This is a genomic window from Haloterrigena salifodinae (genome assembly GCF_003977755.1).
GTDB classification, from domain to species: domain Archaea; phylum Halobacteriota; class Halobacteria; order Halobacteriales; family Natrialbaceae; genus Haloterrigena; species Haloterrigena salifodinae.
In genome coordinates, this window is sequence record NZ_RQWN01000001.1 from 276966 (window position 1) to 298622 (window position 21657).

Here is a 21657-nt window from a genome sequence, read left to right on the forward strand (position 1 = left end):
CCTGTCCGCCCCACGAGGTTTTTATCCGCGCCCCTCCCATCGATAGCTATGCATCGCGGCCTCGAGGTTCCCGAACAGACCCCGGTACGCGTCCTCGCGGTCGGGACGTTGACGTGGTTGCAACGGGCGACGGCGGGGATCGACGCGGACGACGACGAGATCGCGATTCGCGGGCCGCTCGATCCGGCGACCGAACTCGAGGACGCGTCCCTCGACGAGACGGACTGCCTGCTCACCGACGACCGAGCGGTCCTCGAGCGGGTCGACGGGGAGTGTCCGGTCGTCTACGCGCTCGACTCTTCCGCGGACGAGTCGATCGATCGGCTCCGCGCCGACGGGGCGACGGACGTAATCCCCGAAGCCGCGGCCGAGCGGTCGTCGCTGCTCGCCAACCGACTGCGCCGAACCGCCGAGTTCGACGCCGTCCGTCGCACGGCTGCGCGTCAGGAGACGCGGTTCCGTGCGCTGCTCGAGCACTCTTCGGACGCGGTGTTCGTCGTCGACGACGACGGCACGATCTCGGCCGTCGGTCCGTCGGCCGAGGGGATCGCCGGCTACGGGCCCGAGACGCTCGTCGGAACCCACTATCTGGACCTCGTTCACCCGGACGACGTCGCGTCGATCCGGACCGCGTTCGACGACCTCTGTGCGAGCGAGCCGGGGACGACGACGACCGTCGAGTACCGCTGTCAGCACGCCGACGACGCCTGGTACGTCCACGAGGCCGTGCTCACGAATCGGCTGGCCGCCGAGGACCGCGCCGGCGGCGAGTCGGACACCGAGATCGACGGTATCGTCGCGTCGATCCGCGACGTGACGGCCGTCCACCAGGTCGAGCGCGAACTCGAGCGCTCGCTCGAACGGATCAGCGACGCGTTCTACGCACTCGATTCGGAGCTGCGGTTCACGTACGTCAACGACCGGGCGGGGACCCTCCTCAGCGTCGATCCCGCCACGGTGATCGGCCATCCGATCCTCGAGTTGTTTCCGGAGCTCCGGGAGACGCCGTTCCGGACGGCCGCGACCAAGGCGATGGAAACCCAGGAGCCCGCGTCGATCGAACACTACTACGAACCGACCGACCGCTGGTACGACGTCCGCCTCTACCCGTCGCCGTCCGGACTCTCGGTGTACTTCCAGGACGTGACCGACCGGGTCGAGCGCGAACGGAAACTGCAGGACCGGACGGAACAGCTGGAGACGATCATCCGGAATGTCCCCGTCGTTCTCTTCGAGCTCGAGGCCGACGGGACGATCGCGCTGGCGGAAGGGCGCGCCCTCGAGCGCAGCGAGGCGGTCGCCGACGGCATCATCGGCGAGTCGGCGTTCGACGTCTTCGACGACAAGCCCGCGATTCGCGCCGACTTCAGGGCGGCTCTCGATGGCGTGTCGACCCACTCTTCGATCGAATTCGACGGCCGGGTGTTCGAACAGTGGTGTCGGCCGATCGTCGAGGACGACACAGTCGACCGCGTGATCGGTATCGCCGCCGACGTCACCGAACGCGCCCAGTATCAGACGGCGTTGAACGCCCTCCACGAGGCGACGAGCCACCTGCTGACCGTCGAATCGGAGCAGGCCGCCTGCGAGTACGTGGTCGACGTCGCGAACGACGTTCTCGATCTCGAGACCGTCGTCTACCGGTTCGACGACCGGGAAAACGAACTCGTGCCGACGGCCTACTCGCCAAGCCTCGAGTCGACGGTCGGATCGCCCCCGCGACTCCGTCCCGGCGAGAGCCTCGCCTGGCGGGCGTTCGTTGACGACAGGCCGGCCCGGTTCGACGACGTCAGGGACGCTCCGCAGGTGTTCGACCCGACCACGGACGCTCGCAGCGGTCTCTACGTCCCGATCGGCGAACACGGCGTCCTCGTCGCTCTCGATTCCGAACCGGGACGCTACGACGAGGAGACGTTCGAACTCGCCAAACTGTTCGCCAGGACGGCCGAAGCGGCGCTCGACCGCATCACTCGAACGCGCCGGCTCCACGGCCACGAGTGGGAGCTCAAGCGCCAGAACGAACACCTCGAGCGGCTCAACGCGGCCGGCCAGGTTCGTCAGGACCTCGAACAGTTGCTCCTGATGGCCGACTCCCGCGCCGAGATCGAACGCGGGATCTGCCAGCGCCTCGCCGACCTCGAGTGCTGTTCGTTCGCCTGGATCGGCGAGCCGGACCCGGGCGGGAATCAGCTGTTGCCCCGCCGACGGGCGGGCCACGAACGGGGGTATCTCGACGCGGTGTCGGTGACGACCGTCGACGACTCCGCCGCCGAACCGGCGGGTAGAACGGCGCGGACGCGGTCGCCGGTGTTCGTCGAGAACGTCGCCGATTCGATCCGCGAGGGGACCTGGCGCGGCGAAGCCCTCTCCCGGAGCTTCCAATCGGTATACGCCGTGCCGCTCGTCTACGACGACTTCCTCTACGGCGTCCTGACGCTGTACAGCGACGATCGGGACGCGTTCGACGAGCCGCTCCGATCCATGCTCGCCGAACTCGGCGAAACCGTCGGCTATTCGATCGACGCCGTCAAACGAAAGACCCCACTGGACAGCGAGAGCGTTCCCGCAGTTGAACTCGAGCTCGCCCTCGAGGGGCCGAATCCGCTGGGTCGCCTCGCCGACCGACTGGACGCGCGAGTCGAGTTCGAGGGCGGGGCGATCCGCGACGACGGGACGCCGACGGTGTTCGCGGTCGTCGACGAGGCGGACGGCGTCGATCCGGCCGCCGTCGCCGAACTAGAGGGAATCGACGACGCGTCCGTGATCGCCGACACCGACGCGGAGACGCTGTTGCAACTCCAGTACGCGGACCCGTTTCTCGGCGCCGCCGTCGACGCCCACGGCGGGACGCTGCGGTCGCTCGTCGCCGACGATACCGGGACACGAGCGGTCGTCGAGGTTCCGGAGACGGTCGAGGTCAGGAACGTGCTGTCGCAACTCAACCGCCGCGAGTTCGCGGTCTCGCTCGTCGCCCGCCGCGAGGGCGCGACGCGGGCGCGATCGACAATCGATGCCGCCGCCCGCAACGCGTTGCTCGAGCAACTGACCGATAGGCAACGCGAGGTCGTCCAGACGGCCTACCACGGCGGTTTCTTCGAGTGGCCGCGGGAAACGACCGGGGAATCGATCGCCGACTCGCTGGGAATCTCCTCCCCCGCCTTTCAGAAACACGTCCGAGCCACCGAGCGGAAGCTCTTCACCGCGCTGTTCGACGGCCGCTCGCTGGATGGTTAACTGTATAACCTACCCCCATCGGTCCGGTTATACAGATAACGATCAGATTCTTTACGACGACCGGTGAAGAACGGCTGTCTTCCCACAGACCGCACTGGGGGTGCGCGAAATCAATGACTGAGATGACTACACGATCACCGTCCGCGCAAGCGGACGCAGAGTACGTTTCGCAGTACGATCGACTCGATGACGAACCACTGAGCGTCGCTATCGTCAACGCGGTCGCGGCGTTCGGCAACGAATCGGTAACGGAACTCGAACCGCTTCACTACACGATCAACACCGACGCGCTCGAGCGACTGTTCGAACCGCGTACGGACGGGGTTCGATCAGGGGGGTCCGTCTCCTTCGAGTACCTCGACTATCTCGTCACCGTCACCGCCGACGGTGAGATCCGCATCGAAGCGGCGTAAATCGACGCCTGCTGACGCGTTTTCCGCCTCTTTATCCGCGACCTCGACAGTACCTACCGACCGGTCGCGTCGCTACTCCGTTCGAGTCGGTAGCCGCGACCCTCCTCCTCGAGGGCGGATCCCGGTCGCTGTGGCTCTCTCAACGCAGAACGAGACCATCTCGATCACACGACCGCTACTCTACCGTCCGTCGGGTTGGCGACAGAGACTACTCAGTCGCCGTGTGACTCCTCCGGCGACTCGCCGCTCGGATCGGTATGGTTCGCTGCCGTAATCTCGACGGCTCCGGAGCCGTCGATGCGAACGCGATGGCCCCGATACGGGAAGGAAATCGAGAGCGCCGCCCTGCTCGAGTCGATCAGCCGCTCGAGCGCGTCGAGATCGACGACGGCGTGAAGCGGCGGCTCGAGGTCAGTCGGATCGACGTCCTCGATTTCGGCGATCTGCGTGACGATGCTGTGACTCGGTTTCGATGAGACCCCCGTCCCCATACGCCGCCATGCTATGGTACGTCGGATAAAGCTGGTGATGCGGGCCGAATTGACGGTTCGTTCCGGTTTCTCGACTCGAGTGTGGTGGAAAACCAGGGCTCCGAACCTCTGGAAGCGCTCCACTCTTCCGTGCCCTCGATCGTTCACTTCGTTCACTCTTGAGGACCTACGGATTCGGAGCGATCCGGTCCTGCTTCTTAGCGTTGTCACTCGTCTATACTTGTAACGTTCGTGAGAAGCATGCCCGGGGAGGGCTCCGAACCCTCGATCTCCGCATGTCCCAGGTCCGAGGCTCGGCGGTCCTCGTGGGGGACACGGAGGCTTCCAAGGCGTACCGCACCGAATCTCTGAACCCTATGAGTGCGGCGCTATGTCCAGCTAAGCCACCCGGGCTCACTCTTCAGTTGTGCGCTGTGTTTCTTTAACCTTCTCATTCCCGATCGCCCTGTAACGCCGACCCACGGATTTATGACATGGCCTTCCCAACTACCCGCGCATGAGCGTTCCGGAAATCGTCCAATCTACTCTCGACGGCGACGAAATCGCGGCTCGAGTCTCTCTGGGCGGCGAAGACGAACTCTTCATCACGTCCTCGAGTTCCCTCGTCTACCGATCCGACGGCATCCTGAGCGACGAATCGATCGAGGAATACCCCCACGAGGCCGACCGGCTGACCCTCTCCGAGGGCCGGCGCAAGACGAAGTTCACCCTCGAGTACTCCCTCGAAGGGACCAAGGAGTTCACCGTCCCCTCGGACAAGACCGATGCGGTCTTGCATCCGGTGCTGGCCGGCGTGTTGAACGGCAACGGGATCACCGATCCCGGCGAGACGGTCGTCAAGACCTACCGCTTCAGCGAACTGACGCTGATCATCACCAGCGACCGTCTGGTCAAACACATCGGCGGGGCAGTCTGGGACGGCGACTACGAGGGCTACCACTTCGACGACGTGACGAAGCTCGCGTTCGAAGACGGGAGCGTTGCCACCCAAATCGTGCTCACGGTCGCCGGCCGCCCGGAGCGGATCAAAGCGCCCAACGAGGAGGCGAATGATCTCCGCGAGCGCCTCAAACGGGCCCTCTTCGAGTACCACGGCGTGACGTCGCTCGCGGAATTCAACGAGACGATCGGCGTCGACGAGGACGGCGGCGGCCGGGACGGCGGCGCGGTCGACTTCGGCGACGGCGTCGATCCGCTCGACGCCAACCCGCCCGGACCGGAAGACCGAGAGACGGTCACGGCGACCGAGACGGCGGCCGACTCGGACGACTCCCAGCCCCGGCCCCAGCCGCAGTCGACCGATCCACTCGCGGCCGCCGGCGAACCGCAGCAGTCACAGCGCACGCAACAGCAGTCCGCCCAGCAGTCGGCGCGCGCCGCCGCGACCGCGACCCAGGCCGAGCAGTCGTCGGATTCAAACGCGAGCCGCGCCGACACTCCGACCGACGACGTCGAGACGGCCTTCGACGGTGCGTCCGACGCACCGGTCGACGACGAACGGGTGCCCGAATCGACGCGGGACGACAGCGGGTTCGTCGCCGACGCGGCGGCCGAATCCGCGTCCGCAGCGTCCGCCACGGCTGCCGCGACCGACGACTACGATCCGGCCGAACTCGCCGAACGGATCGACGCGCTCGAGGCGGCCGTGGAGGAACAGTCCGAACTCATCGAACGACAACAGGAGACGATCGAACAGTTGATCGCCGAACTCCGGCAGGGTCGCTGAGGCCTCACCCGTCCCGTCCCGTCACCTTCCGAATACACGACGAGCCGAACGGCCCCAGTTCGCCGGCGTCGAGGTCGATGAAGTAGCCGGTCGACAGCCCCGACCCGCAGCGCTGACAGGAGAACTCCCCTTCCTTCGTGATCACGTCCTGATCGAAGCTGACGTACTGGCGGCTCTTCGGGCGGACGATGCCGTCGTCGCGCTCGATGATTCCCCGCAGTTCCGCCTCGTCGAGGATCGTCCGCGTCACCGCGGGGTCGCTGGTCACCATCTCGATCCGGTCGACGACGTCGGCCAGCGCGAGCGATTCGTGCTCGAGTCGCTCGAGCAACGCCAGCCCGCGTTCGACGCGGTCGTCGCTGGCGTCGGCGGACGTCTCGACCCGACGGTCCTCCCGATCCATCGGTGAGTGGTGGTCTCTCCGACCGAATAAACGTTCTGTCCCGACCGCCCAGAGACACAAAAGTTTCAACGCTCGGTGGGAAACTGCGATCGATGTCGTCCCCCTCGGTGCGAACGCGCGCGGTCGCCGCCGCGGTCGCGATCGGTGCGTTCCTCTGTACGGTCGCGCTCGTCTCGCCGTCGGCGCTGCTCGCGACCGTCGAATCGGTGTCGGCCGAGCCGCTCCTGTTCGGTCTCGTCGTGACCGGTCTCTACCTTGGGCGACCGTTGCTGGCCCTGCCGACGACACCGTTGGCCGCCGTCGTCGGCTACGGCTACGGCGTCGCGGTCGGCGTTCCGGTGGCGCTGCTCGGCGTCGTGGTGACGGTCGTCCCCGTCTTCCTCGCCGTCCGCTGGATCGCCGTCGGCTCGCCCGACGACGATACCGGCGTTCAGCCTGCATCAATCTCTGCATCGGCTCCCGGCCCGTTCGGATCGATCCTCGAGCGAGCCGGAACCGTCGTCGGACAGTACTACGAGACGGCCGGCCCGATCCGCGGCGTCGTCGCCTCGCGACTGGCGCCGATCCCGTCGGACGTGGCGACCTGCGCGGCGGCGGTCAGTGATGTGCGACTCCGCCACCTCGTGATCGGGACGGCGATCGGCGAACTCCCCTGGACAATCGCCGCTGTCGTCGTCGGTGCGTCGGCGGCGACGGTCAGGACCGGTGGGGTCGGCGACCTCGGAGCGGCGCTCACGCTCGCCTGTTTGGCGGCTGCGATCGCGCTGCTGGCCGCGCCGGCGTATCGACTCGTTCGGGGTCGAGGAGACCAAAGCCGAACGACTGGCCGACCGACGGACAGGTAACGATCAGCGGTCGCCGTCGTCGACTAGCGACTCGCTCATGTCTTTCAGATCCGCTTCCAACTGCTGGTAGCCGTCGGTCTCCGCTAGCTCGTCCGGCCCGTGTTCCTCCTCGAGGGTCTCCATCTTGTTCGACAGAGCGGTGAGCTCGCGCCGGCCGTCGCCGCCGTACCGGGACTGGACCCGGAGGTTCTCGATAATCCGCGTCAGCTGCGCGCGAGAGACGGGTTTGGTGACGTAGTCGTCGATATCGAGCTCGACGATATCGAGTCCGGGATCGACCGCCGTGACCATAATCACCCAGCAGTCGTGGCCCGCGGCCCGGATTCGGTTGAGCACCTCGTCGCCGGTCAGATCGGGCATGTGTCGGTCGAGCAGGACGACGTCGACCGTCCCGTTCATCGCCTCGAGCGCCGAGCGACCGTCGTAAGCGGTGTGTACCTCGTAATCCTCGCTCACCCACGTCGCATAGAGATCGGCCAGTTCGCGCTCGTCCTCGACGACGAGAATCGTCGGTTGCGTAGACGTAGACATACGGATCGTTCGTCCGAGACCACAACGCGTCGTCTTGTAGCAGTACCGGGCGACTCACGCCTCGAGTCGGGCGCCGAACCGCCCTCCGGTGGGCACGGGAGAATCGAGCCGCCGCTCCCGCACCGGGACCCGGCTCAGGTCCAGAACGTATCCGCACAGTCGAAGATGACGCCGTGTTGCGGGCAGACGTACTTGCAGTGGCGTTTGAACAGTTCGCCGTCGCAGTGCGGACAGGTCGGGCCGCTCGACCGGGCGGTCGCTCCTCCGCCGTCCGCGTCGGTCTCGGCCGCATTCCCGGCGTCGGGTTCGTCGCTGTCGGCTGCCATACGGACCCCATTGATCGGCCGGCGCTAAGTCCTGACGGTCCGCTCGAGCGACTCCGCGGCGTTCGGCGGCGTCTCGTTGATCGAACAGGGAAGCGCCGCGGATTCGTCGTCGGAGTGCTCGCCCTCGTCGCCGCGATGCTCGCCGTCGTTCCGCTGACGCGGTCGATTCCGGTCGTCTTCGCCGTCATCGGCGTCACGTGGGCCGTCGTCTCCGTCACGACGGGGACGATCGTCACCCAGCTCGCGCCGGCGTCGATCCGCGGCGAGACGCTGGGTGCTTACAGCGCTCTCATGGCCTTCGCCGGCGGGCTCGACAGCATCATCGGCGGCTGACTCGCCGCCTCGAGTTACAGCCTCGCCTTCGCCGTCGCGGGCGGACTGGTGGTGGCGGAGACCACCGTCGGCCTGCCGTGGTACCGGACGATGACCGTCCCGGAACCGGATCGGTCCGTCGCCTGATCGCTTCGAAACCGGTGGAAAACGAAACGCGTCGACAAGAAAGACGGTTCGAGACGATTCGGTTGATTTCAGCCGTTAGACTGGATCAACACTCGCTCCAGCCACAGGACTCGCAGGTCTTGCAGCCTTCGGAGAAGTACAGCGACATCGAGCCGCAGTCGGGACACTCGGGCGACTCGCCGGCCTCGATGAGGTCCTGCGTCGCGTCGTCTTCGGCGTCCCCGGCGCCGCCCTGAGCGGCCGCCGCGCCGCCGTCAGTCTTCGGCCCGTCGTACTCGATGGCGTCCGCGTCGGCGGACTCCTCGAGCGTCGCCTGCGTCGGGTATGGCTTGTCGATCTCGTCTTCGAGGTAGCGGCGCATCGCGGTGCCGATGGCGTCCGGGATGGACTGGATCTGCTCGCCCTTGTCCCAGGCGACCTTCGGCGAGCGGGTGCCACAGAGTTCGTCGACGATCTCCTCGGGATCGACACCCGAGCGCAGCGAGGTCGAGATGACCTTCGCCAGCGCCTCGGTGAAGGAGTTGGTGAACCCGCCCGAGTGGCCGATGTTGGCGAACAGTTCGAACGGCTGGCCGGTCTCGGGATCCTCGTTGATCGTCACGTAGACCTTCCCGTAGCCGGTGTCGATGCGCTGGCTGACGCCCTGCAGGGCGTCGGGGCGCTCGCGCTTCTCGGTGAAGTCGACCTGCACGGGCTCGGCGTCGTCCGCGTCGCCGGACAGCGAGCCGAGGTCCGCCTCGAGAACGTCCTGTACGTCCTCGTTCTCGAGGAACGCCTCGAAGCCGCCGAAAATCTCATCGATCTGCTCGGCGAGCGCCTCGGCGGCCTCGGTCTCGTCGGCGAAGTCGGTGTTCTTCGCGCGCGTCGTCAGCACCTGCTTGCTGCGGGTGCCGTCGCGGTAGTAGGTGACACCCTTCCCGCCGTGCTCGTAGATGTACTCGAAGACGTCCTTGGCGTCCTCGAGCGTGGAGTCGTTGGGCGCGTTGACGGTCTTCGAGATGGCGGAGTCGACGCCCTGCTGACAGGCGACCTGCACGCCGGCGTGCTCTTTCGCCGAGAGGTCGCCGGTCGTGACGAACAGTTCGCCGATGGCGTCGGGCACCGTCGAGAGCCCCTCGACGCCGTTGAACTGGTTGGTCGCCATCTGCTCCTGGGCCTCCTCCTTGACGGCGTCGACGTCGATGTCGTTGTCCTCCAGCACGCGGAGGAAGTAGTCGTCGAACTCGACCAGCATCTCGTCGCCCTGGACGTCGTCGGAGACGTTCTTGTAGTAGGCGACGTTGTAGATCGGTTCACAGCCGCCGGTGGTGTTGCCGACCATCGAGGTCGTGCCGGTCGGCGCGATGGTCGTCGTGTTGTGGTTCCGGATCGAGAACCCGCCTTCCCACTCATCGGCGTCGAGGCCGGTCTGTTTCTCGAACCACTCGCGGTACTCGGTCGGGTTCGCGTACTTGGAGTTGTCCCACTCGTCGAAGCTGCCGCGCTCCTCGGCGAGTTCGTGGGACGCCCACTTCGAGCCGTGGTTAATGTGGCGCATCAGCTGGCGCGCGACCTCGTTGGAGGTCTCGCTGCCGTACTCCATCCCGAGCTGGATGTACAGCTGTGCCAGCCCCATGATGCCCAGGCCGATCTTGCGCATCTCCCGGACCTTCTGCTCGATCTTCTCGACCGGGAAGTCACTCATCGTGACGACGTTCTCGAGGAACCGCGTCCCCATCTCGATGCGGCGGTCGAACTCCTCGAAGTCGATCGCCTCCTCGAGGAAGGCATCGACGGCGTCCTCGAGCGACTCGTACTCGTCGCTGTGCTCGTCGTACCAGACGCGCCAGTCGGGCGCCTCGAAGTCCGCGAGCGTCGAGAGGTTAATGTGCCCGAGGTTACAGGCCTCGTACTCTTCGAGGGGCTGCTCGCCGCAGGGGTTCGTCGCGAGGATGCGGTGGTCGGGGTGTTTCTCGACGTCGAAGGAGTGCTGTTTGTTGACGCGCTCGAGGTAGATGACGCCGGGTTCGCCGTTCTCGTGGGCGCCCTCGACGATGTCGTCCCAGAGTTCCTCGGCCGGGATCGACAGCGCTTCGCCGACCTCGACGTGCTCGCCGAGACCGAACATGTCGTAGAGCTCTTTCGTCTCTTCCGTCGCGATGTGGGGCTCGCCCGTTCGGGGGTTGGTGAACGTGAACTCCTCGCCGTCCTGCAGCGCTTCCATGAAGTCGTCGGTGATACCGACGGAGATGTTGAAGTTCGAGAGGTGGCCCTCGACGGCGTTCCGGAGGTATTTGGGGACCTTCCCCTCGTCGTCGATAAGTTCGCGGGCCTCGTCGAGCGCTTCCTGGAAGGAGTTGTGCGTGAAGTCGTCGGGGTCGTTCAGGCGCAGCGTTTCGGCCAGCGAGACGTCCTTGTTCTTGGCATGGATGAACTGGATGACGTCCGGGTGGGAGACGCGCATGACGCCCATCTGGGCGCCCCGTCGGGCGCCGCCCTGGGCGATCGTCTCGCACATCTGGTCGTACGTGCGCATGAAGGTGATCGGGCCGCTGGCGATGCCGCCGGTCGAACCGACCGCGTCGCCGTAGGGACGAAGCTGCCAGAAGGCATAGCCCATGCCGCCGCCGCTCTGGAAGACCTGGGCGGCCTCCTTGGCGGTCTGGTGGATGTCGTCGATGTCGTCGTCGGGAGAGTCGACGAAACACGCCGAGAGCTGCTGGAGTTCGTCGCCCGCGTTCATCAGGGTCGGCGAGTTCGGCATGAAGTCGAGATTCTCCATCATGCCCTGGAACTCGTCGGCGACGTCCTCGACGTGGGTGCGGATCTCGTCGGGGAGTTCGGGGACGACGGTGTCGTAGGCGAACTTGTTGACGTTGTAGATAGAGAGCGTCGTCTCGTCGTCGTCCTCGGCGGTAGTGCCCGCTCCGAACACTTCCTCGGCGAGTTCGTCGCGCCGCGGGTGGTCGGGCTTGAGCTGATCGGGCGTGACCGTAATCTCGGTGTCGCGCTTGCGCGCCTCGAAGACGGCCTCGGCAAGGGCGATGTTCTTGCCGACGCGGTCGAAGAGATCCTCCTGGTCCTCGATGAGTTCGCCGTCGGCATCCTTGCGCAGGTATCGCGCGGGTAGAATGTTGTGGTAGGCGTTGCCGGTCAGGCGCTCCTCGAGCGTGTCGCCGTCGGTGCGCTTGATCGGGAGGGTCAGATCTTCCGCGGAGAGTTCCGATTCGCTCATGCGCGGGTCACCTCGTAGTTCCCCCGCCGCAGGGTGGCGATTCTAGCGTGGGTCCGAGTGCTGGCTCGCATCATTCGTGACGAAGGTTCGGTAGACATCGGTCCATCTTAAAACGTGGTGTTGTTGTCCTACTTTTCTTGTATTAGGACAAGTTCAGTTGGATAGATGTCTCTGGGGTCCTTTCGTATCCTATCGTTCCGGGTTCGATCACGGCTACTCGAGACGGCCGTAACCGTGGCTATCAACACCTACAACGCCGACGGTCTTAACGATTTTCAGAGCGTCCTGAAAGTAATCCTCAGCGGGTATATTCAGCGCGCTGTCGTGTGGTTTTCGGCTCCAAACCGACCTCTCCGCGCTTCGAAGAGTCACGTGATCGATTTGTTCATTCTATCCGGAAAGATTACGTCCCTGCAATACGCAGGATTTCCCATGGTCGAACCATTGACCTCGTCGACCGTTCTGCTCGTGCTGGCGGGTCTGGCCGCGCTGGCGGTCGCCGTCGTCGCAATCAAAATCGCGATCAAACTGGCGATCCGCGTCGGTATCGTCTCCGCTATCGTCCTCGCCGGCCTCTACACGGCCGGCGTCACCGACCTGTCGTTCCTGCCGTTCTTCTAACTCGGTATTGGACCCGGTCCGTAGGTATCGCGTCGATGCGAGAGGTTCAGCCGGTGCATCGTTAGTTTCGGTCTCGACGCTGCGTGGTCTCGAGATGCCCGTCAGTTTCTCGGGTTCGAACTCGGCACACCGACACTCCGTTATGGCCCGCTCGAGGAGACAGCTCAGCCGTCGATCGACTCGAGAAAGTTCTCGATCACGTCGTGACCGACCGCCGTGAGCACGCTCTCGGGGTGGAACTGCACGGCCTCGATCGGATGCTCGCGGTGGCGGACCCCCATCACGAGCGTCTCGCCGTCGTGTTCCGCCGTCGCCGTCACGTCGAAGCAGTCGGGCACCTCGGTCGCGATCAGCGAGTGATACCGGCCGGCGCGAAGGCCCTGTTCGAGGCCCGCAAAGACACCCTTGCCGTCGTGGTCGACGGCGGAGGCCTTGCCGTGGATCGGCGCCGGCGCCCGGCCGACGGTCCCGCCGTACTCGTAGACGGCCGCCTCGAGCCCGAGACAGACGCCCAGCGTCGGCACCTCGGGACTCACTTCCCGGAGCACGTCCATCGTGACGCCGACGTCGCGGTCGTTCTTCGGGTGGCCAGGTCCCGGGCTGACGATGATCGCGTCGGGGTCGACGGCGCGAACGTCCGCAAGCGAGGCGGTGTTCTTCACGACCGCGGTTTCGGTGCCCTCGTGCTGGCTGACGTACTCGACTAAGTTGTACGTAAAGGAGTCGTAGTTGTCGACGAACAGCACCGTCAGCGGCTCCGCCTCGCCGCCCGCGTCCGATTCCTCGGTTTCGGCCGCGTCGTCCATCGTACTCATCGGCTCACCTCCGGCGAGGACTCGAGTTCGTCGCCTGCCTCGTCGCCCTCGATCGCCTCGAGGGCAGCGAGGACGCCGCCCATCTTCTTCTCGGTCTCCTCGTACTCGGCGGTCGGATCGCTGTCGGCGACCAGCCCGGCGCCGGCGCGGACGGTGATCCGATCCCGATTTCCTTCGTCCTCTACGGTGGCGGTCCGGATCACGATCGCGAAGTCTGCGTCGCCACACCACGAGTAGTAGCCGACGCCGCCGCCGTACAGGCCTCGCGGCTCGGCCTCGAGGTCGTCGATGATCTCCATCGCCCGGATCTTCGGCGCGCCCGAGAGGGTGCCGGCGGGGAACGAGGCCCGCGTCGCGTCGAAGGCATCGGGAGACGAAGTCTCCCGGCTTGCCGAACGTGGTTCGGCAACGTCCGCGTCGCTCGCGAGGTCGCCCGTCACCGTCGACTCGATGTGCTGGACGTGGCTGTACTTGAGCACGTTCATGAACTCGTCGACGCGGACCGAGCCCGCTTCCGAGACGCGGCGCACGTCGTTTCGCGCCAGATCGACCAGCATCGTGTGCTCGGCCCGCTCCTTCTCGTCGGCCAGCATCTCGCCGGCCAGCCGGCGGTCCTCGACGGGACTCGAGCCCCGATCGCAGGTGCCGGCGATCGGGTTGGACATGACCTCGCGCCCGCGTACGGAGACCAGCGTCTCGGGGCTCGCGCCGACGACGGTCAGGTCGTCGTGCTCGAGCAGGTACATGTACGGCGACGGGTTGACGTCGCGCATCGCCTCGTAGAAGCCGAGGGGATCGACGTCGCCGTACAGTTCGCGGGTCCGAGAGACGACGCCCTGGTAGATGTCGCCGTCGAGGACGTGTTCCTTGGCCCGGCGGACGCTCTCTTCGTACTCGGCTTTCGGCCCGACGACCTCGTCCTCCCGGACGAACCCGCCGGTCTCCGGCGCCGACGCGGCCCGCAGCGTTTCCGCGACGGCCTCGGCCTCCTCGAGGACGGCGTCGTAGACCGCGTCGGGGTCGTCGTCGGCCTCGATGATCGGCGTACAGTCCAGCGAGACCGACCCGTCACGCTCGTCAAACGCGAGCGTCTTCGTCGTCAGGACGAACTGCGCGTCCGGGAACCGCGACTCGGGTCGCTCGCGGCCGACCTCCTCGAGCCAGAGGTCGTAGACGGCGTCGTAGGCGAGGAAGCCGACCAGCCCGCCGGTCAGGTGCTGGCGGTCGTGTTCGGGCGGGTTCGCGAAGCGGACATCCGGCATCGCCGCCCGGAGCGAGTCGACGGTGTCGCCCTCGGGGTCGGTCTCGATCAGATCCCGAGGCGCGTCGTCCGTGAGTCGCTCGACCGTCGTCTCTTCGGGATCGACCGTGACGACGGCATCGGGGTCGTAGCCGACGTAGGAGTAGCGCGCGTGGCGGTCCGCGTCCGCCGAACTCGGCCGGAAGGCGCCGTCCGGGTCGCTCGAGGCGGTCTTTTCGGCGCTCTCGAGCAGGAAGGCGTACGGCGACCGCTCCCGGTCGCTCGAGTCCGAGCGGCCGGTGAGGGCAGCGTAGGCCTCGAGGGGCGTCGTCTCCACGTCGAGGGTCGCGACGGCGCGGACGACGACCGGTCGGTCCTCGTCCTCGCCCGCGTGCTCGCGGAACGTCTCCCGGTCGACGTCGAGCGTCGGCGAAACGTCGGGTTCGGTGTCGGAGTCACTCATGGGTGGATCACGGCTCCGCCGTTCGTCGGGCGCTCTTGGCTCGGTCGACGAACGATCGCACGGCCGTCGGGTCCTTGACGCCGCCTTCGGCCTCGACGCCGCTGGCGACGTCGACCGCGAACGGCTCGACCGTCCGGACGGCGTCCGCGACGTTGTCGGGCGTGAGTCCCCCCGCGAGGATCAGCGGCGATTCGAGGTCCGCGGTCGCCATCCGCGTCTGGTCCCAGTCGTGGGTCTCGCCGGTGCCGCCGCCGCCGTCCGCGGCCGGCGTGTCGACGAGGAGCCCGTCGACCAGGTCGTCGTAGGTCTCGGCCCGGACCGCGTCGTCGGCGTCGACGGCGAGCAGGAGTTTGCTGTCGATCTGCGCGCGGAGGTAGGCGAGGTCCCCCACCTGAATGGTGCCGTGGAACTGGATCGCGTCGGGTTCGACCGTCTCGACCAACTCGATCGTTCGCTCCAGACTCGAGGGCATCGTCACGAGGACGGTCGTCACGAACGGCGGCGCGGCGTCGACGAGTTCGCGGGCGCGCTCGACCGCAACCTCCCGCGGGGTGTCGACGGAGACGTCGCAGATGATCCCGAGGGCGTCGGCGCCGGCCGCGACGGCCGTCTCGAGGTCGTCCTCGTTGGTCAGCCCGCAGATCTTCACCCGCGTCATCGTCCACCGGGTTCGGCCACTTCGCCCCGGAGGTGGTCGAGTTTCGTCGCGGCGTCGCCGGACTCGATCGCCTCGCGAGCGGCGTCGGCACCGGCCTCGAGCGAGTCGGCTTCGCCGGCGACGTAGATCGCCGCGCCGGCGTTCGCGAGGATGACGTCCCGTTTCGCACCCGTGACGTCACCCGCGACGATGCCGCGCATGTCGGCGGCGTTCTCCGCGGGCGAACCGCCCGAGATGGCTTCGATGTCGTGTTCCTCGAGGCCGAGGTCAGCGGGCTCGAGAGTGTACTCCTCGACGTCCGAACCGGTCACTTCTGCGGCGACGGTCTCGCCGTGGATTGCGATCTCGTCGGTACCCGCGCCGTGGACGACTAAGGCGCGCTCGACGTCCATCCGCGAGAGAGCGTCCGCGAGGACGGGGACGAGATCGGGGTCGTAGACGCCGATGACCTGTGCGTTCGCGCCGGCAGGGTTCGTCAGCGGGCCGAGAGCGTTGAAAATCGTCCGCATGCCGAGTTCCTTGCGCGGACCGATGACGGCCTTCATCGCGGGGTGGAAGACGGGCGCGAGCATGAAGCCGATGCCGTCGCGCTCGATCGCTTCCTCGACTGCGGGGGGTTCAGCCTCGACGTCGACGCCGACCTCCTCCAGGACGTCCGCGCTGCCCGACGACGACGACACGGAGTAGTTGCCGTGTTTAGCGACCGGAACGCCGGCCCCGGCGGCGACGATCGCGCTGGTCGTCGAGACGTTGATCGTATCGTAGTCGTCCCCGCCGGTGCCGCAGGTGTCGACCAGCGGCTCGCGGTCCGGCGTGATCGTCCTGGCTGCGTTGCGCATTCCTTCGGCGAAGCCGGCGATTTCGGCTTCCGTCTCCCCTTTCGCTCGCAGCGCCGCCAGCAGCGCGCCGATCTGTGCCTCCGTCGCGCCCTCGAAGACGGCCGTCGAGGCCGCTCGAGCGTCTTCCTGTGTAAGATCCTCGCCCTCGGTCACCCGTTCGACGTACTCCTGCATAGTGATCACCAATGTACGTAGTTGTCTTGTAATGACCAAATGAGTACATCGACTTAAGCGTGTCGGAGGTCATCGTGCGGTGGTGTCGCGTACGGCGTCCGATTCGAAACCTTCAATTATGGTGGCCAGCAAGGATTGAGTGCAGGCGAGGTGGCGACGGACGCCACGCAAGCGAAACCAGGCGGGTTGGTGGTCTAGTCTGGTTATGACACCTCCTTGACATGGAGGAGGCCGGCAGTTCAAATCTGCCCCAACCCATTTCTGACGGAACAACAGCCGACGAGCGGAGCGTGACGATACCGTCACGCGACGCGAGTCGTTTGTTCCGTAGAAATTGTTACGGGAGATTTGAACTAGACGAGTCACGCGCAGCGAACGCGAGTGAGCGAGCACGTCTCGGCGTAGTTCAAATCTGCCCCAACCCATTTTCCTTCCGCTGATATCCTAACTAGCAGACGCGGCCGGGTTCTTATCAGAAGTCGCTTTTCGTGGGTGAGTCACGTCGGGTGGCCTACCGTTGTTGATGTGGGATTGTCGTCCCGTCTCGTGGTTCAGATACCCCGTATCGGCTTCAAGGACACAAACTATTCCTGCCTCCGTTAGCGCGTAGAGGTGTTCACCGATCTCTCTCGCGCCGAGGGATCGGTTCATGTATGTTCACTCTTCGAACGAGGGTGCGCCCTGTGGGTGGCCGACAATGTCTGCGATGATATCTGCACGCGGTTTCACGTTGGTGACCACGTCGATATCGGGCCGGTCAGTCGTCATGGATAGAAAGTCAGTGTAGATAAGCAAGATAGTACCGCTCGTACACTAGCTCGCTAGCGCATCAGGGGCGCTACCGCTTATTCCAATATAGTTCGGAATCAGGCGCTTTCAGACTGGTTCTTCCTGCTACCTTCGCTACGACCATGCCAGACATCAGCGAGTGCTCCGGAACACTGTAGAGTGTTGGAACTACGTGTTAGGCCTCCGGCAACATCGTCGGGTTAAGAGGCTTCGCCTCAGCACGGTAGTCCTCATAGAGTGATCTCGCCCACGAGACAACGGCTGGATCATCAGTTACCACCAACCCTTCAACTCCATTCTGGTCGTCCTCGCTCAACCAGAACCCGACTGTTCTATCGATTATATGAAAACTTATCGGAACGTCCCCATCGTATACAAGAACATCTCCTCTCTCCGCACGTGTCTGCCAGATTGGAATCTGTTTCGGCTCTGCGCCAAGGGTGTCGAACCAACTGGCTTCAATCACGGATTCAGTATCCAGTTGTCCCTGTACTGACTGATCGTGGATTAATTCCACAAACCGGCTGACGGCGAGTCGGGCAAGCGAACGCTTCTTGTTCGCAGCACGGATCCACTCCGCTAAGTAATCGAACGGCTTAACGGGATTCGTCTCGGTCGGCGTTATGATGTCGGCATCGCGGAGATAGCGGGGATCGAGTTCACGAGCAGGCGGCGGAAGGAATCGGATCATCTCTCCGAGATGCCGGATCCCTTTGACGGTCTGTAGGAAGTCGTGGAACTCGTTGGTCATGGTTTCTCCCATGTCCGTGAGTTCGTATTGACTGCCCTCTGAGTCGATCCACCCCCGTGATTCCCCCTTGGTGAGGATGCGAGAAACGGTTGACCGCGAGGCACCAGTCTGCTCTGCGAGGGCGCGACCTGTCGTCGGCCCATCGGTGAGTACTTCGAAGACCTGTACACTATACGGCGAATTTGCGAAGATTTGAATCTCTTCCAGCGCCCCTCCCGTGTCAGATGTTGGCATAAGCCACCACCCCTCTATTTCGATTACTATCTCCACGGACTTGCTAATAGCTTGTGCAGGGGGTGGAAACCGTTGCAAGGTTTCGAAAACTTCTCAACGAATAGGGCTATGAATAATACACTGGTATATGTTGCCGAAGGGCAAGGGATGAGAATGAACGATCGAGTACGAGGAATACCGAACCGAAGGACAGCCGAGACAAGTAATCAGGAATACGCCGATAAGATCGTTATCAAATAGATTGTAAGGGTTACAAACATGAGCCGACGCACGGTGTTACGAACCAGTGGATGGCGTATGAGGCTGTAACAATGACCAACGAGCCGAATCCAGATCATGTCTTGCGCCGAACGCTGTTGAAAGCGGGAGCAGTCATAATGGGCGCAGTCGAGATGCTCCCGCCTGCAACAGCTAGTGGCAGTGGGGATGAGACGCAGACTGACGAAACGACCACAAGCGAACCTGCACAATCCCAGAAGGGGTATGTAATTACTGTTGAGAGGATAACCGACAGGGAGCGGTTTATGAACGAGTACCTCCCTGTTGCTGGAGAGAGAATTGAAGCGCATGGCGGAGAGGCGCTCGTTCTCTCATTTGATCCGACCGTGCTTGACGGTGAATGGGTTCATGATATGACGTCCGTCTTGGAATTCCCGTCCGTTCAAGCAGCGAAGGAGTGGTATGCCGATGACGCCTTACAAGAAGTCCGGCAGATTCGCCACGAGACTACCGCCTACTCCAATAAGATCGTCACCTCTCAGTACTCCCCTGAAGGTCGTGCGTAAGGAATATCATCTTCTTTCCTCCCGGTAAATCGGAAGCATTCTCTCCATGTGATGTGGTAGAGAATTCCCAGAAGGGGTGTGACTTCACTGAACACCACCATATCTCCTCTCCGATACATTTGCCTGTCCAGTACGATGTTCCTGCCCTACACTGCACAGGACTTTCGTGATCCGTTTCAAAAAGGAACCACATGCCGATTATTCTCAAATGATTAGCTGTCCATTCCAAACTCCTCACGTCTCAATTGGCGCTTTTCTGCCTCTGTACGCTTCGTAGTGCTCTTCCATCGTCCGGACTGACATATCTACCCGATCTGCGACTAACTCTCTCCGGTGGCCTTCATCCAGTAAGTACGTCACGCTGGATCGACGGAGATCACGTGGCGCGATAGAGCTTGGGCAGCGTGCGGCGTGCAATCGCGTTGTGGCTTCGCAGCCGGTGATTTCACGGCTATGTTGAACACTTGCGTGTGTAGTCGCATGGGCGCGTTATTTGGTTACGACGAGCGCGTTGCTCGGAAAATTGTTACGGGAGATTTGAACTACGCCGAGTCGCGCGCAGCGAACGCGAGTGAGCGAGCACGTCTCGGCGTAGTTCAAATCTGCCTCCGCTCTCTTGTTCAACTCGAGCAAACACGCTCTTCGACCGCACCAGAACTGTCCAGTCCGCCACTCGAGCGTGAAGAGCGATCGCAGTGCGGGACCACGACCGCTCGGGGACCCGTTTGGAGATGCCGTAAGGACGCCCTACTGGAACAGCTATACCTCCAGCGTGCGTACTTCACCCATGACACACAGCACCACTGACGAGCCGCTCGAGGAGATCGAGTTCCTCGCGCGGTCGGAACACCGCGTCGCCGTGCTCGAGGCGCTGGCCGAGCGGCCGACGAGTCGAGCCGCGCTCCGGACGAAGACGGGAGCATCGGCGTCGACGATCGGACGGACGCTGCGCGCGTTCGACGAACGCAACTGGATCAGACGGGACGGGGACCGGTACGAAGCGACGCAGTTGGGTGCGTTCGTCGCGGCCGGACTGCGGGAGCTGCTCGCCCGGCTCGAGACCGAGCGGGCGCTCCGTGACAGCTGGCAGTTTCTCCCGGAGGAGAGCGGGTTCACCGTCGAGATGGCTAGCCGTGCGGTCGTGACGGCCGCCGAGCCCGAGGCCCCGTACCGGCCGGTGAACAGATTCGCGGCGCTGCTCGAGCGGACGAACCGGTTCCGGTTCGTCGGCGCCGACATCGCCCTGCTCGAGCCCTGCAAGGACGAACTTCGGCGGTTGATCGTCGACGGCATGGAAGCGGAAATCGTCGATCCGCCGGGCGTCGCCGAATACATCCTCTCAAACTACCGGGAACACTGCTCGGCCGCCCTCGAGAGCGGGAACCTCTCGATCAGCGTGCACGACGACGTGCCGCCCTGCGGCGTCAGTCTCTTCGACGACCGGATCGCCGTCAGTTGCTACGATCCGGACAGCGGGATGGTTCGGCTGTTGATCGACACCGACGCGCCGGCGGCGCGCGACTGGGCGGAATCGACGTTCGCGTCCTACCGACGCGACGCCCGGCCGCTCGCGCTCGAGCCGGTGGTCGGATAGTTCGGCCCCGCCGTCGCAGTGAGCGTCCAGCCGCGATGGTGCGAGGGGCGGCCGGGTCGCCGGCTTGCAGCCGGTGACTGCCGTGCATCGTCTGCACGGCTGTCATCCGCTGCCCGAAACCCGCTAGATGCCTCCATAGGTCTACGCAGTGTACGCTCTTTCGAGGAGGCGAAACCAAACCATGGCAGACACACACCAAAGCGACGAGAAACTGACGGCCCTGGAAGTAGCGTGCGATACCGAAGTATCGGGCTGCGTCTTCCGCATGCGGACGGAGGTGGACAACCGGGACCGATTGCTCGAAATCACGCGCGACCACGTCAGCGAACAGCACGGCACGGAGTACTCCCTCGAGGAGATCAACGACCGGCACGTGACCGAAGTCGAGGTCTGAACCGGCACGAGACAACACACGACGGCCCGATCTGACTATGAGCACAGACCAAGCGACTGTCGACCACCACGAGACCGATTACGAACTCGGACGCAGCGTGCGGACCGGAGCGCTCCTGATGGCGCTCGCCGGCGTCGCGTTCGTCGGCTACGGGGTCGTGTTCCTCGCCAGGACGTTCTTCGGCACCGGCTTCGAGCTCGGCGTCGCGACCCTCAACGGCATCACGCCGGCGGAACTGAACGCGATCGATCCGGCGATCATGCACTACATCAATCACCTCCACGTCGCGACCGCGGCGTTCATCATCGCGACCGGGATCGCCGTCGCGGCGCTGGCGTGGTACGGCGTTCGCGCCGGCCTGCTGTGGGCGTGGGCGACGGCGGTCGTCGCCGCCGTGACCGGCCTGGCGCTCGCGCTTCCGATGCACTACATGGACCTCTTCGCGCACGAGTGGCTGACCCACCTCGGACCGATCTACCTCGCGACGATCGTGTTCGTGGCGGGCGCCGCGCTCGCGTTCCGGGGACTGCGAGCCGATCCGCAGTTGTCGGATCCCGGCGACGACGCCGGAGTCTAGGGGTCCGGTACGAATTTTCGACGGCGGTTCACCGCTTCGTCCGCCCGCGAATTCGGCTCACTCGACCCCGGACGGATTCAG

20 protein-coding genes and 2 tRNA genes are annotated in these 21657 nt (G+C 64.6%); 11 read left to right on the forward strand and 11 right to left on the reverse strand.

What is annotated here, in order from left to right:
• Positions 1 to 48 precede the first annotated feature (48 nt).
• Entirely contained in the window at positions 49 to 3234 is a 3186-nt protein-coding gene (locus EH209_RS01385) for a PAS domain-containing protein (RefSeq protein WP_126661210.1), read from the forward strand.
• Between the two features lie 113 nt (positions 3235 to 3347).
• Positions 3348 to 3647 carry a HalOD1 output domain-containing protein gene (locus tag EH209_RS01390; RefSeq protein ID WP_126661211.1) on the forward strand — a complete coding sequence of 100 codons (300 nt, stop codon included), beginning with the start codon at positions 3348 to 3350 and terminating at the stop codon, positions 3645 to 3647.
• Positions 3648 to 3859: 212 nt separating this feature from the next.
• Here the strand turns inward: EH209_RS01390 and EH209_RS01395 are convergent, their stop codons facing one another.
• Both EH209_RS01395 and EH209_RS01400 read right to left on the reverse strand, forming a co-directional pair.
• Entirely contained in the window at positions 3860 to 4138 is a 279-nt protein-coding gene (locus tag EH209_RS01395) for a HalOD1 output domain-containing protein (RefSeq protein WP_126661212.1), read from the reverse strand.
• Positions 4139 to 4379: 241 nt separating this feature from the next.
• Positions 4380 to 4531 (reverse strand) — tRNA-Met (locus EH209_RS01400).
• A 103-nt stretch (positions 4532 to 4634) separates the two neighbouring features.
• Between EH209_RS01400 and EH209_RS01405 the strand changes: the two genes are divergently transcribed.
• A complete protein-coding gene (locus EH209_RS01405; RefSeq protein ID WP_126661213.1) occupies positions 4635 to 5864 on the forward strand; it encodes a DUF7115 domain-containing protein in 1230 nt (409 codons plus the stop codon).
• 4 nt (positions 5865 to 5868) lie between these two features.
• Here the strand turns inward: EH209_RS01405 and EH209_RS01410 are convergent, their stop codons facing one another.
• Positions 5869 to 6267, reverse strand: coding sequence for a DUF5830 family protein (locus tag EH209_RS01410; RefSeq protein ID WP_126661214.1), 399 nt, complete (start codon positions 6265 to 6267; stop codon positions 5869 to 5871).
• 92 nt (positions 6268 to 6359) lie between these two features.
• Here EH209_RS01410 and EH209_RS01415 point away from each other — a divergent pair, with 92 nt between their 5' ends.
• Positions 6360 to 7112, forward strand: a complete 753-nt coding sequence (locus EH209_RS01415) for a VTT domain-containing protein (protein WP_126661215.1) — start codon at positions 6360 to 6362, stop codon at positions 7110 to 7112.
• Between the two features lie 3 nt (positions 7113 to 7115).
• Here EH209_RS01415 and EH209_RS01420 read toward each other — a convergent pair whose 3' ends face one another.
• Both EH209_RS01420 and EH209_RS01425 read right to left on the reverse strand, forming a co-directional pair.
• On the reverse strand, positions 7116 to 7643 hold the full coding sequence (locus EH209_RS01420; protein WP_126661216.1) for a response regulator: 528 nt from the start codon (positions 7641 to 7643) through the stop codon (positions 7116 to 7118).
• A 134-nt stretch (positions 7644 to 7777) separates the two neighbouring features.
• Positions 7778 to 7969 carry an HVO_2523 family zinc finger protein gene (locus tag EH209_RS01425; RefSeq protein WP_126661217.1) on the reverse strand — a complete coding sequence of 64 codons (192 nt, stop codon included), beginning with the start codon at positions 7967 to 7969 and terminating at the stop codon, positions 7778 to 7780.
• Positions 7970 to 8083: 114 nt separating this feature from the next.
• Between EH209_RS01425 and EH209_RS01430 the strand changes: the two genes are divergently transcribed.
• Positions 8084 to 8302, forward strand: coding sequence for a hypothetical protein (locus tag EH209_RS01430; protein WP_249038726.1), 219 nt, complete (start codon positions 8084 to 8086; stop codon positions 8300 to 8302).
• Positions 8303 to 8513: 211 nt separating this feature from the next.
• Here the strand turns inward: EH209_RS01430 and EH209_RS01435 are convergent, their stop codons facing one another.
• Positions 8514 to 11642 (reverse strand): adenosylcobalamin-dependent ribonucleoside-diphosphate reductase, encoded by a 3129-nt coding sequence (locus tag EH209_RS01435; RefSeq protein WP_126661218.1) that lies wholly within the window; start codon positions 11640 to 11642, stop codon positions 8514 to 8516.
• A 432-nt stretch (positions 11643 to 12074) separates the two neighbouring features.
• Here EH209_RS01435 and EH209_RS01440 point away from each other — a divergent pair, with 432 nt between their 5' ends.
• Entirely contained in the window at positions 12075 to 12263 is a 189-nt protein-coding gene (locus tag EH209_RS01440) for a hypothetical protein (protein WP_049914527.1), read from the forward strand.
• A gap of 164 nt (positions 12264 to 12427) precedes the next feature.
• Here the strand turns inward: EH209_RS01440 and trpG are convergent, their stop codons facing one another.
• From trpG to trpD, 4 genes are read right to left on the reverse strand one after another with little or no spacing between them, the layout of a single operon-like run.
• Positions 12428 to 13078 (reverse strand): anthranilate synthase component II, encoded by a 651-nt coding sequence (gene trpG, locus EH209_RS01445; RefSeq protein WP_211338310.1) that lies wholly within the window; start codon positions 13076 to 13078, stop codon positions 12428 to 12430.
• Entirely contained in the window at positions 13075 to 14781 is a 1707-nt protein-coding gene (gene trpE, locus EH209_RS01450) for an anthranilate synthase component I (protein ID WP_126661219.1), read from the reverse strand. Before trpE ends, trpG begins: the two co-directional genes overlap by 4 nt.
• Positions 14782 to 14788: 7 nt before the next feature.
• On the reverse strand, positions 14789 to 15439 hold the full coding sequence (locus EH209_RS01455) for a phosphoribosylanthranilate isomerase (protein WP_126661220.1): 651 nt from the start codon (positions 15437 to 15439) through the stop codon (positions 14789 to 14791).
• Positions 15436 to 16452, reverse strand: coding sequence for an anthranilate phosphoribosyltransferase (trpD, locus tag EH209_RS01460; protein WP_126661221.1), 1017 nt, complete (start codon positions 16450 to 16452; stop codon positions 15436 to 15438). Before trpD ends, EH209_RS01455 begins: the two co-directional genes overlap by 4 nt.
• Before the next feature lie 183 nt (positions 16453 to 16635).
• On the opposite strand from trpD, the gene EH209_RS01465 reads away from it, so the two are divergent.
• A tRNA-Val gene (locus EH209_RS01465) sits at positions 16636 to 16710 on the forward strand.
• 706 nt (positions 16711 to 17416) lie between these two features.
• On the opposite strand, the gene EH209_RS01470 is transcribed toward EH209_RS01465, so the two are convergent.
• Entirely contained in the window at positions 17417 to 18262 is an 846-nt protein-coding gene (locus EH209_RS01470) for a helix-turn-helix transcriptional regulator (RefSeq protein WP_249038727.1), read from the reverse strand.
• A gap of 275 nt (positions 18263 to 18537) precedes the next feature.
• Here EH209_RS01470 and EH209_RS01475 point away from each other — a divergent pair, with 275 nt between their 5' ends.
• From EH209_RS01475 to EH209_RS01490, 4 genes are all read left to right on the forward strand, one after another.
• On the forward strand, positions 18538 to 19011 hold the full coding sequence (locus tag EH209_RS01475) for a DUF1330 domain-containing protein (RefSeq protein ID WP_126661222.1): 474 nt from the start codon (positions 18538 to 18540) through the stop codon (positions 19009 to 19011).
• 787 nt (positions 19012 to 19798) lie between these two features.
• Entirely contained in the window at positions 19799 to 20605 is an 807-nt protein-coding gene (locus EH209_RS01480; protein WP_126661223.1) for a helix-turn-helix transcriptional regulator, read from the forward strand.
• Between the two features lie 181 nt (positions 20606 to 20786).
• On the forward strand, positions 20787 to 20999 hold the full coding sequence (locus EH209_RS01485; protein ID WP_126661224.1) for a hypothetical protein: 213 nt from the start codon (positions 20787 to 20789) through the stop codon (positions 20997 to 20999).
• 37 nt (positions 21000 to 21036) lie between these two features.
• Positions 21037 to 21576: a hypothetical protein gene (locus EH209_RS01490; RefSeq protein WP_126661225.1), complete on the forward strand. Its 540-nt coding sequence runs from the start codon at positions 21037 to 21039 to the stop codon at positions 21574 to 21576.
• Positions 21577 to 21657: the final 81 nt, after the last annotated feature.

Excerpts from the sequence above, each read along its gene's own strand:
- EH209_RS01385 (WP_126661210.1), top strand. The coding sequence starts at position 49 with ATGCATCGCGGCCTCGAGGTTCCCGAACAGACCCCGGTACGCGTCCTC.
- EH209_RS01390 (WP_126661211.1), top strand. The coding sequence starts at position 3,348 with ATGACTGAGATGACTACACGATCACCGTCCGCGCAAGCGGACGCAGAG.
- EH209_RS01395 (WP_126661212.1), bottom strand. The coding sequence starts at position 4,138 with ATGGGGACGGGGGTCTCATCGAAACCGAGTCACAGCATCGTCACGCAG.
- EH209_RS01405 (WP_126661213.1), top strand. The coding sequence starts at position 4,635 with ATGAGCGTTCCGGAAATCGTCCAATCTACTCTCGACGGCGACGAAATC.
- EH209_RS01410 (WP_126661214.1), bottom strand. The coding sequence starts at position 6,267 with ATGGATCGGGAGGACCGTCGGGTCGAGACGTCCGCCGACGCCAGCGAC.
- EH209_RS01415 (WP_126661215.1), top strand. The coding sequence starts at position 6,360 with ATGTCGTCCCCCTCGGTGCGAACGCGCGCGGTCGCCGCCGCGGTCGCG.
- EH209_RS01420 (WP_126661216.1), bottom strand. The coding sequence starts at position 7,643 with ATGTCTACGTCTACGCAACCGACGATTCTCGTCGTCGAGGACGAGCGC.
- EH209_RS01425 (WP_126661217.1), bottom strand. The coding sequence starts at position 7,969 with ATGGCAGCCGACAGCGACGAACCCGACGCCGGGAATGCGGCCGAGACC.
- EH209_RS01435 (WP_126661218.1), bottom strand. The coding sequence starts at position 11,642 with ATGAGCGAATCGGAACTCTCCGCGGAAGATCTGACCCTCCCGATCAAG.
- EH209_RS01440 (WP_049914527.1), top strand. The coding sequence starts at position 12,075 with ATGGTCGAACCATTGACCTCGTCGACCGTTCTGCTCGTGCTGGCGGGT.
- trpG (WP_211338310.1), bottom strand. The coding sequence starts at position 13,078 with ATGAGTACGATGGACGACGCGGCCGAAACCGAGGAATCGGACGCGGGC.
- trpE (WP_126661219.1), bottom strand. The coding sequence starts at position 14,781 with ATGAGTGACTCCGACACCGAACCCGACGTTTCGCCGACGCTCGACGTC.
- EH209_RS01455 (WP_126661220.1), bottom strand. The coding sequence starts at position 15,439 with ATGACGCGGGTGAAGATCTGCGGGCTGACCAACGAGGACGACCTCGAG.
- trpD (WP_126661221.1), bottom strand. The coding sequence starts at position 16,452 with ATGCAGGAGTACGTCGAACGGGTGACCGAGGGCGAGGATCTTACACAG.
- EH209_RS01475 (WP_126661222.1), top strand. The coding sequence starts at position 18,538 with ATGACCAACGAGCCGAATCCAGATCATGTCTTGCGCCGAACGCTGTTG.
- EH209_RS01480 (WP_126661223.1), top strand. The coding sequence starts at position 19,799 with ATGACACACAGCACCACTGACGAGCCGCTCGAGGAGATCGAGTTCCTC.
- EH209_RS01485 (WP_126661224.1), top strand. The coding sequence starts at position 20,787 with ATGGCAGACACACACCAAAGCGACGAGAAACTGACGGCCCTGGAAGTA.
- EH209_RS01490 (WP_126661225.1), top strand. The coding sequence starts at position 21,037 with ATGAGCACAGACCAAGCGACTGTCGACCACCACGAGACCGATTACGAA.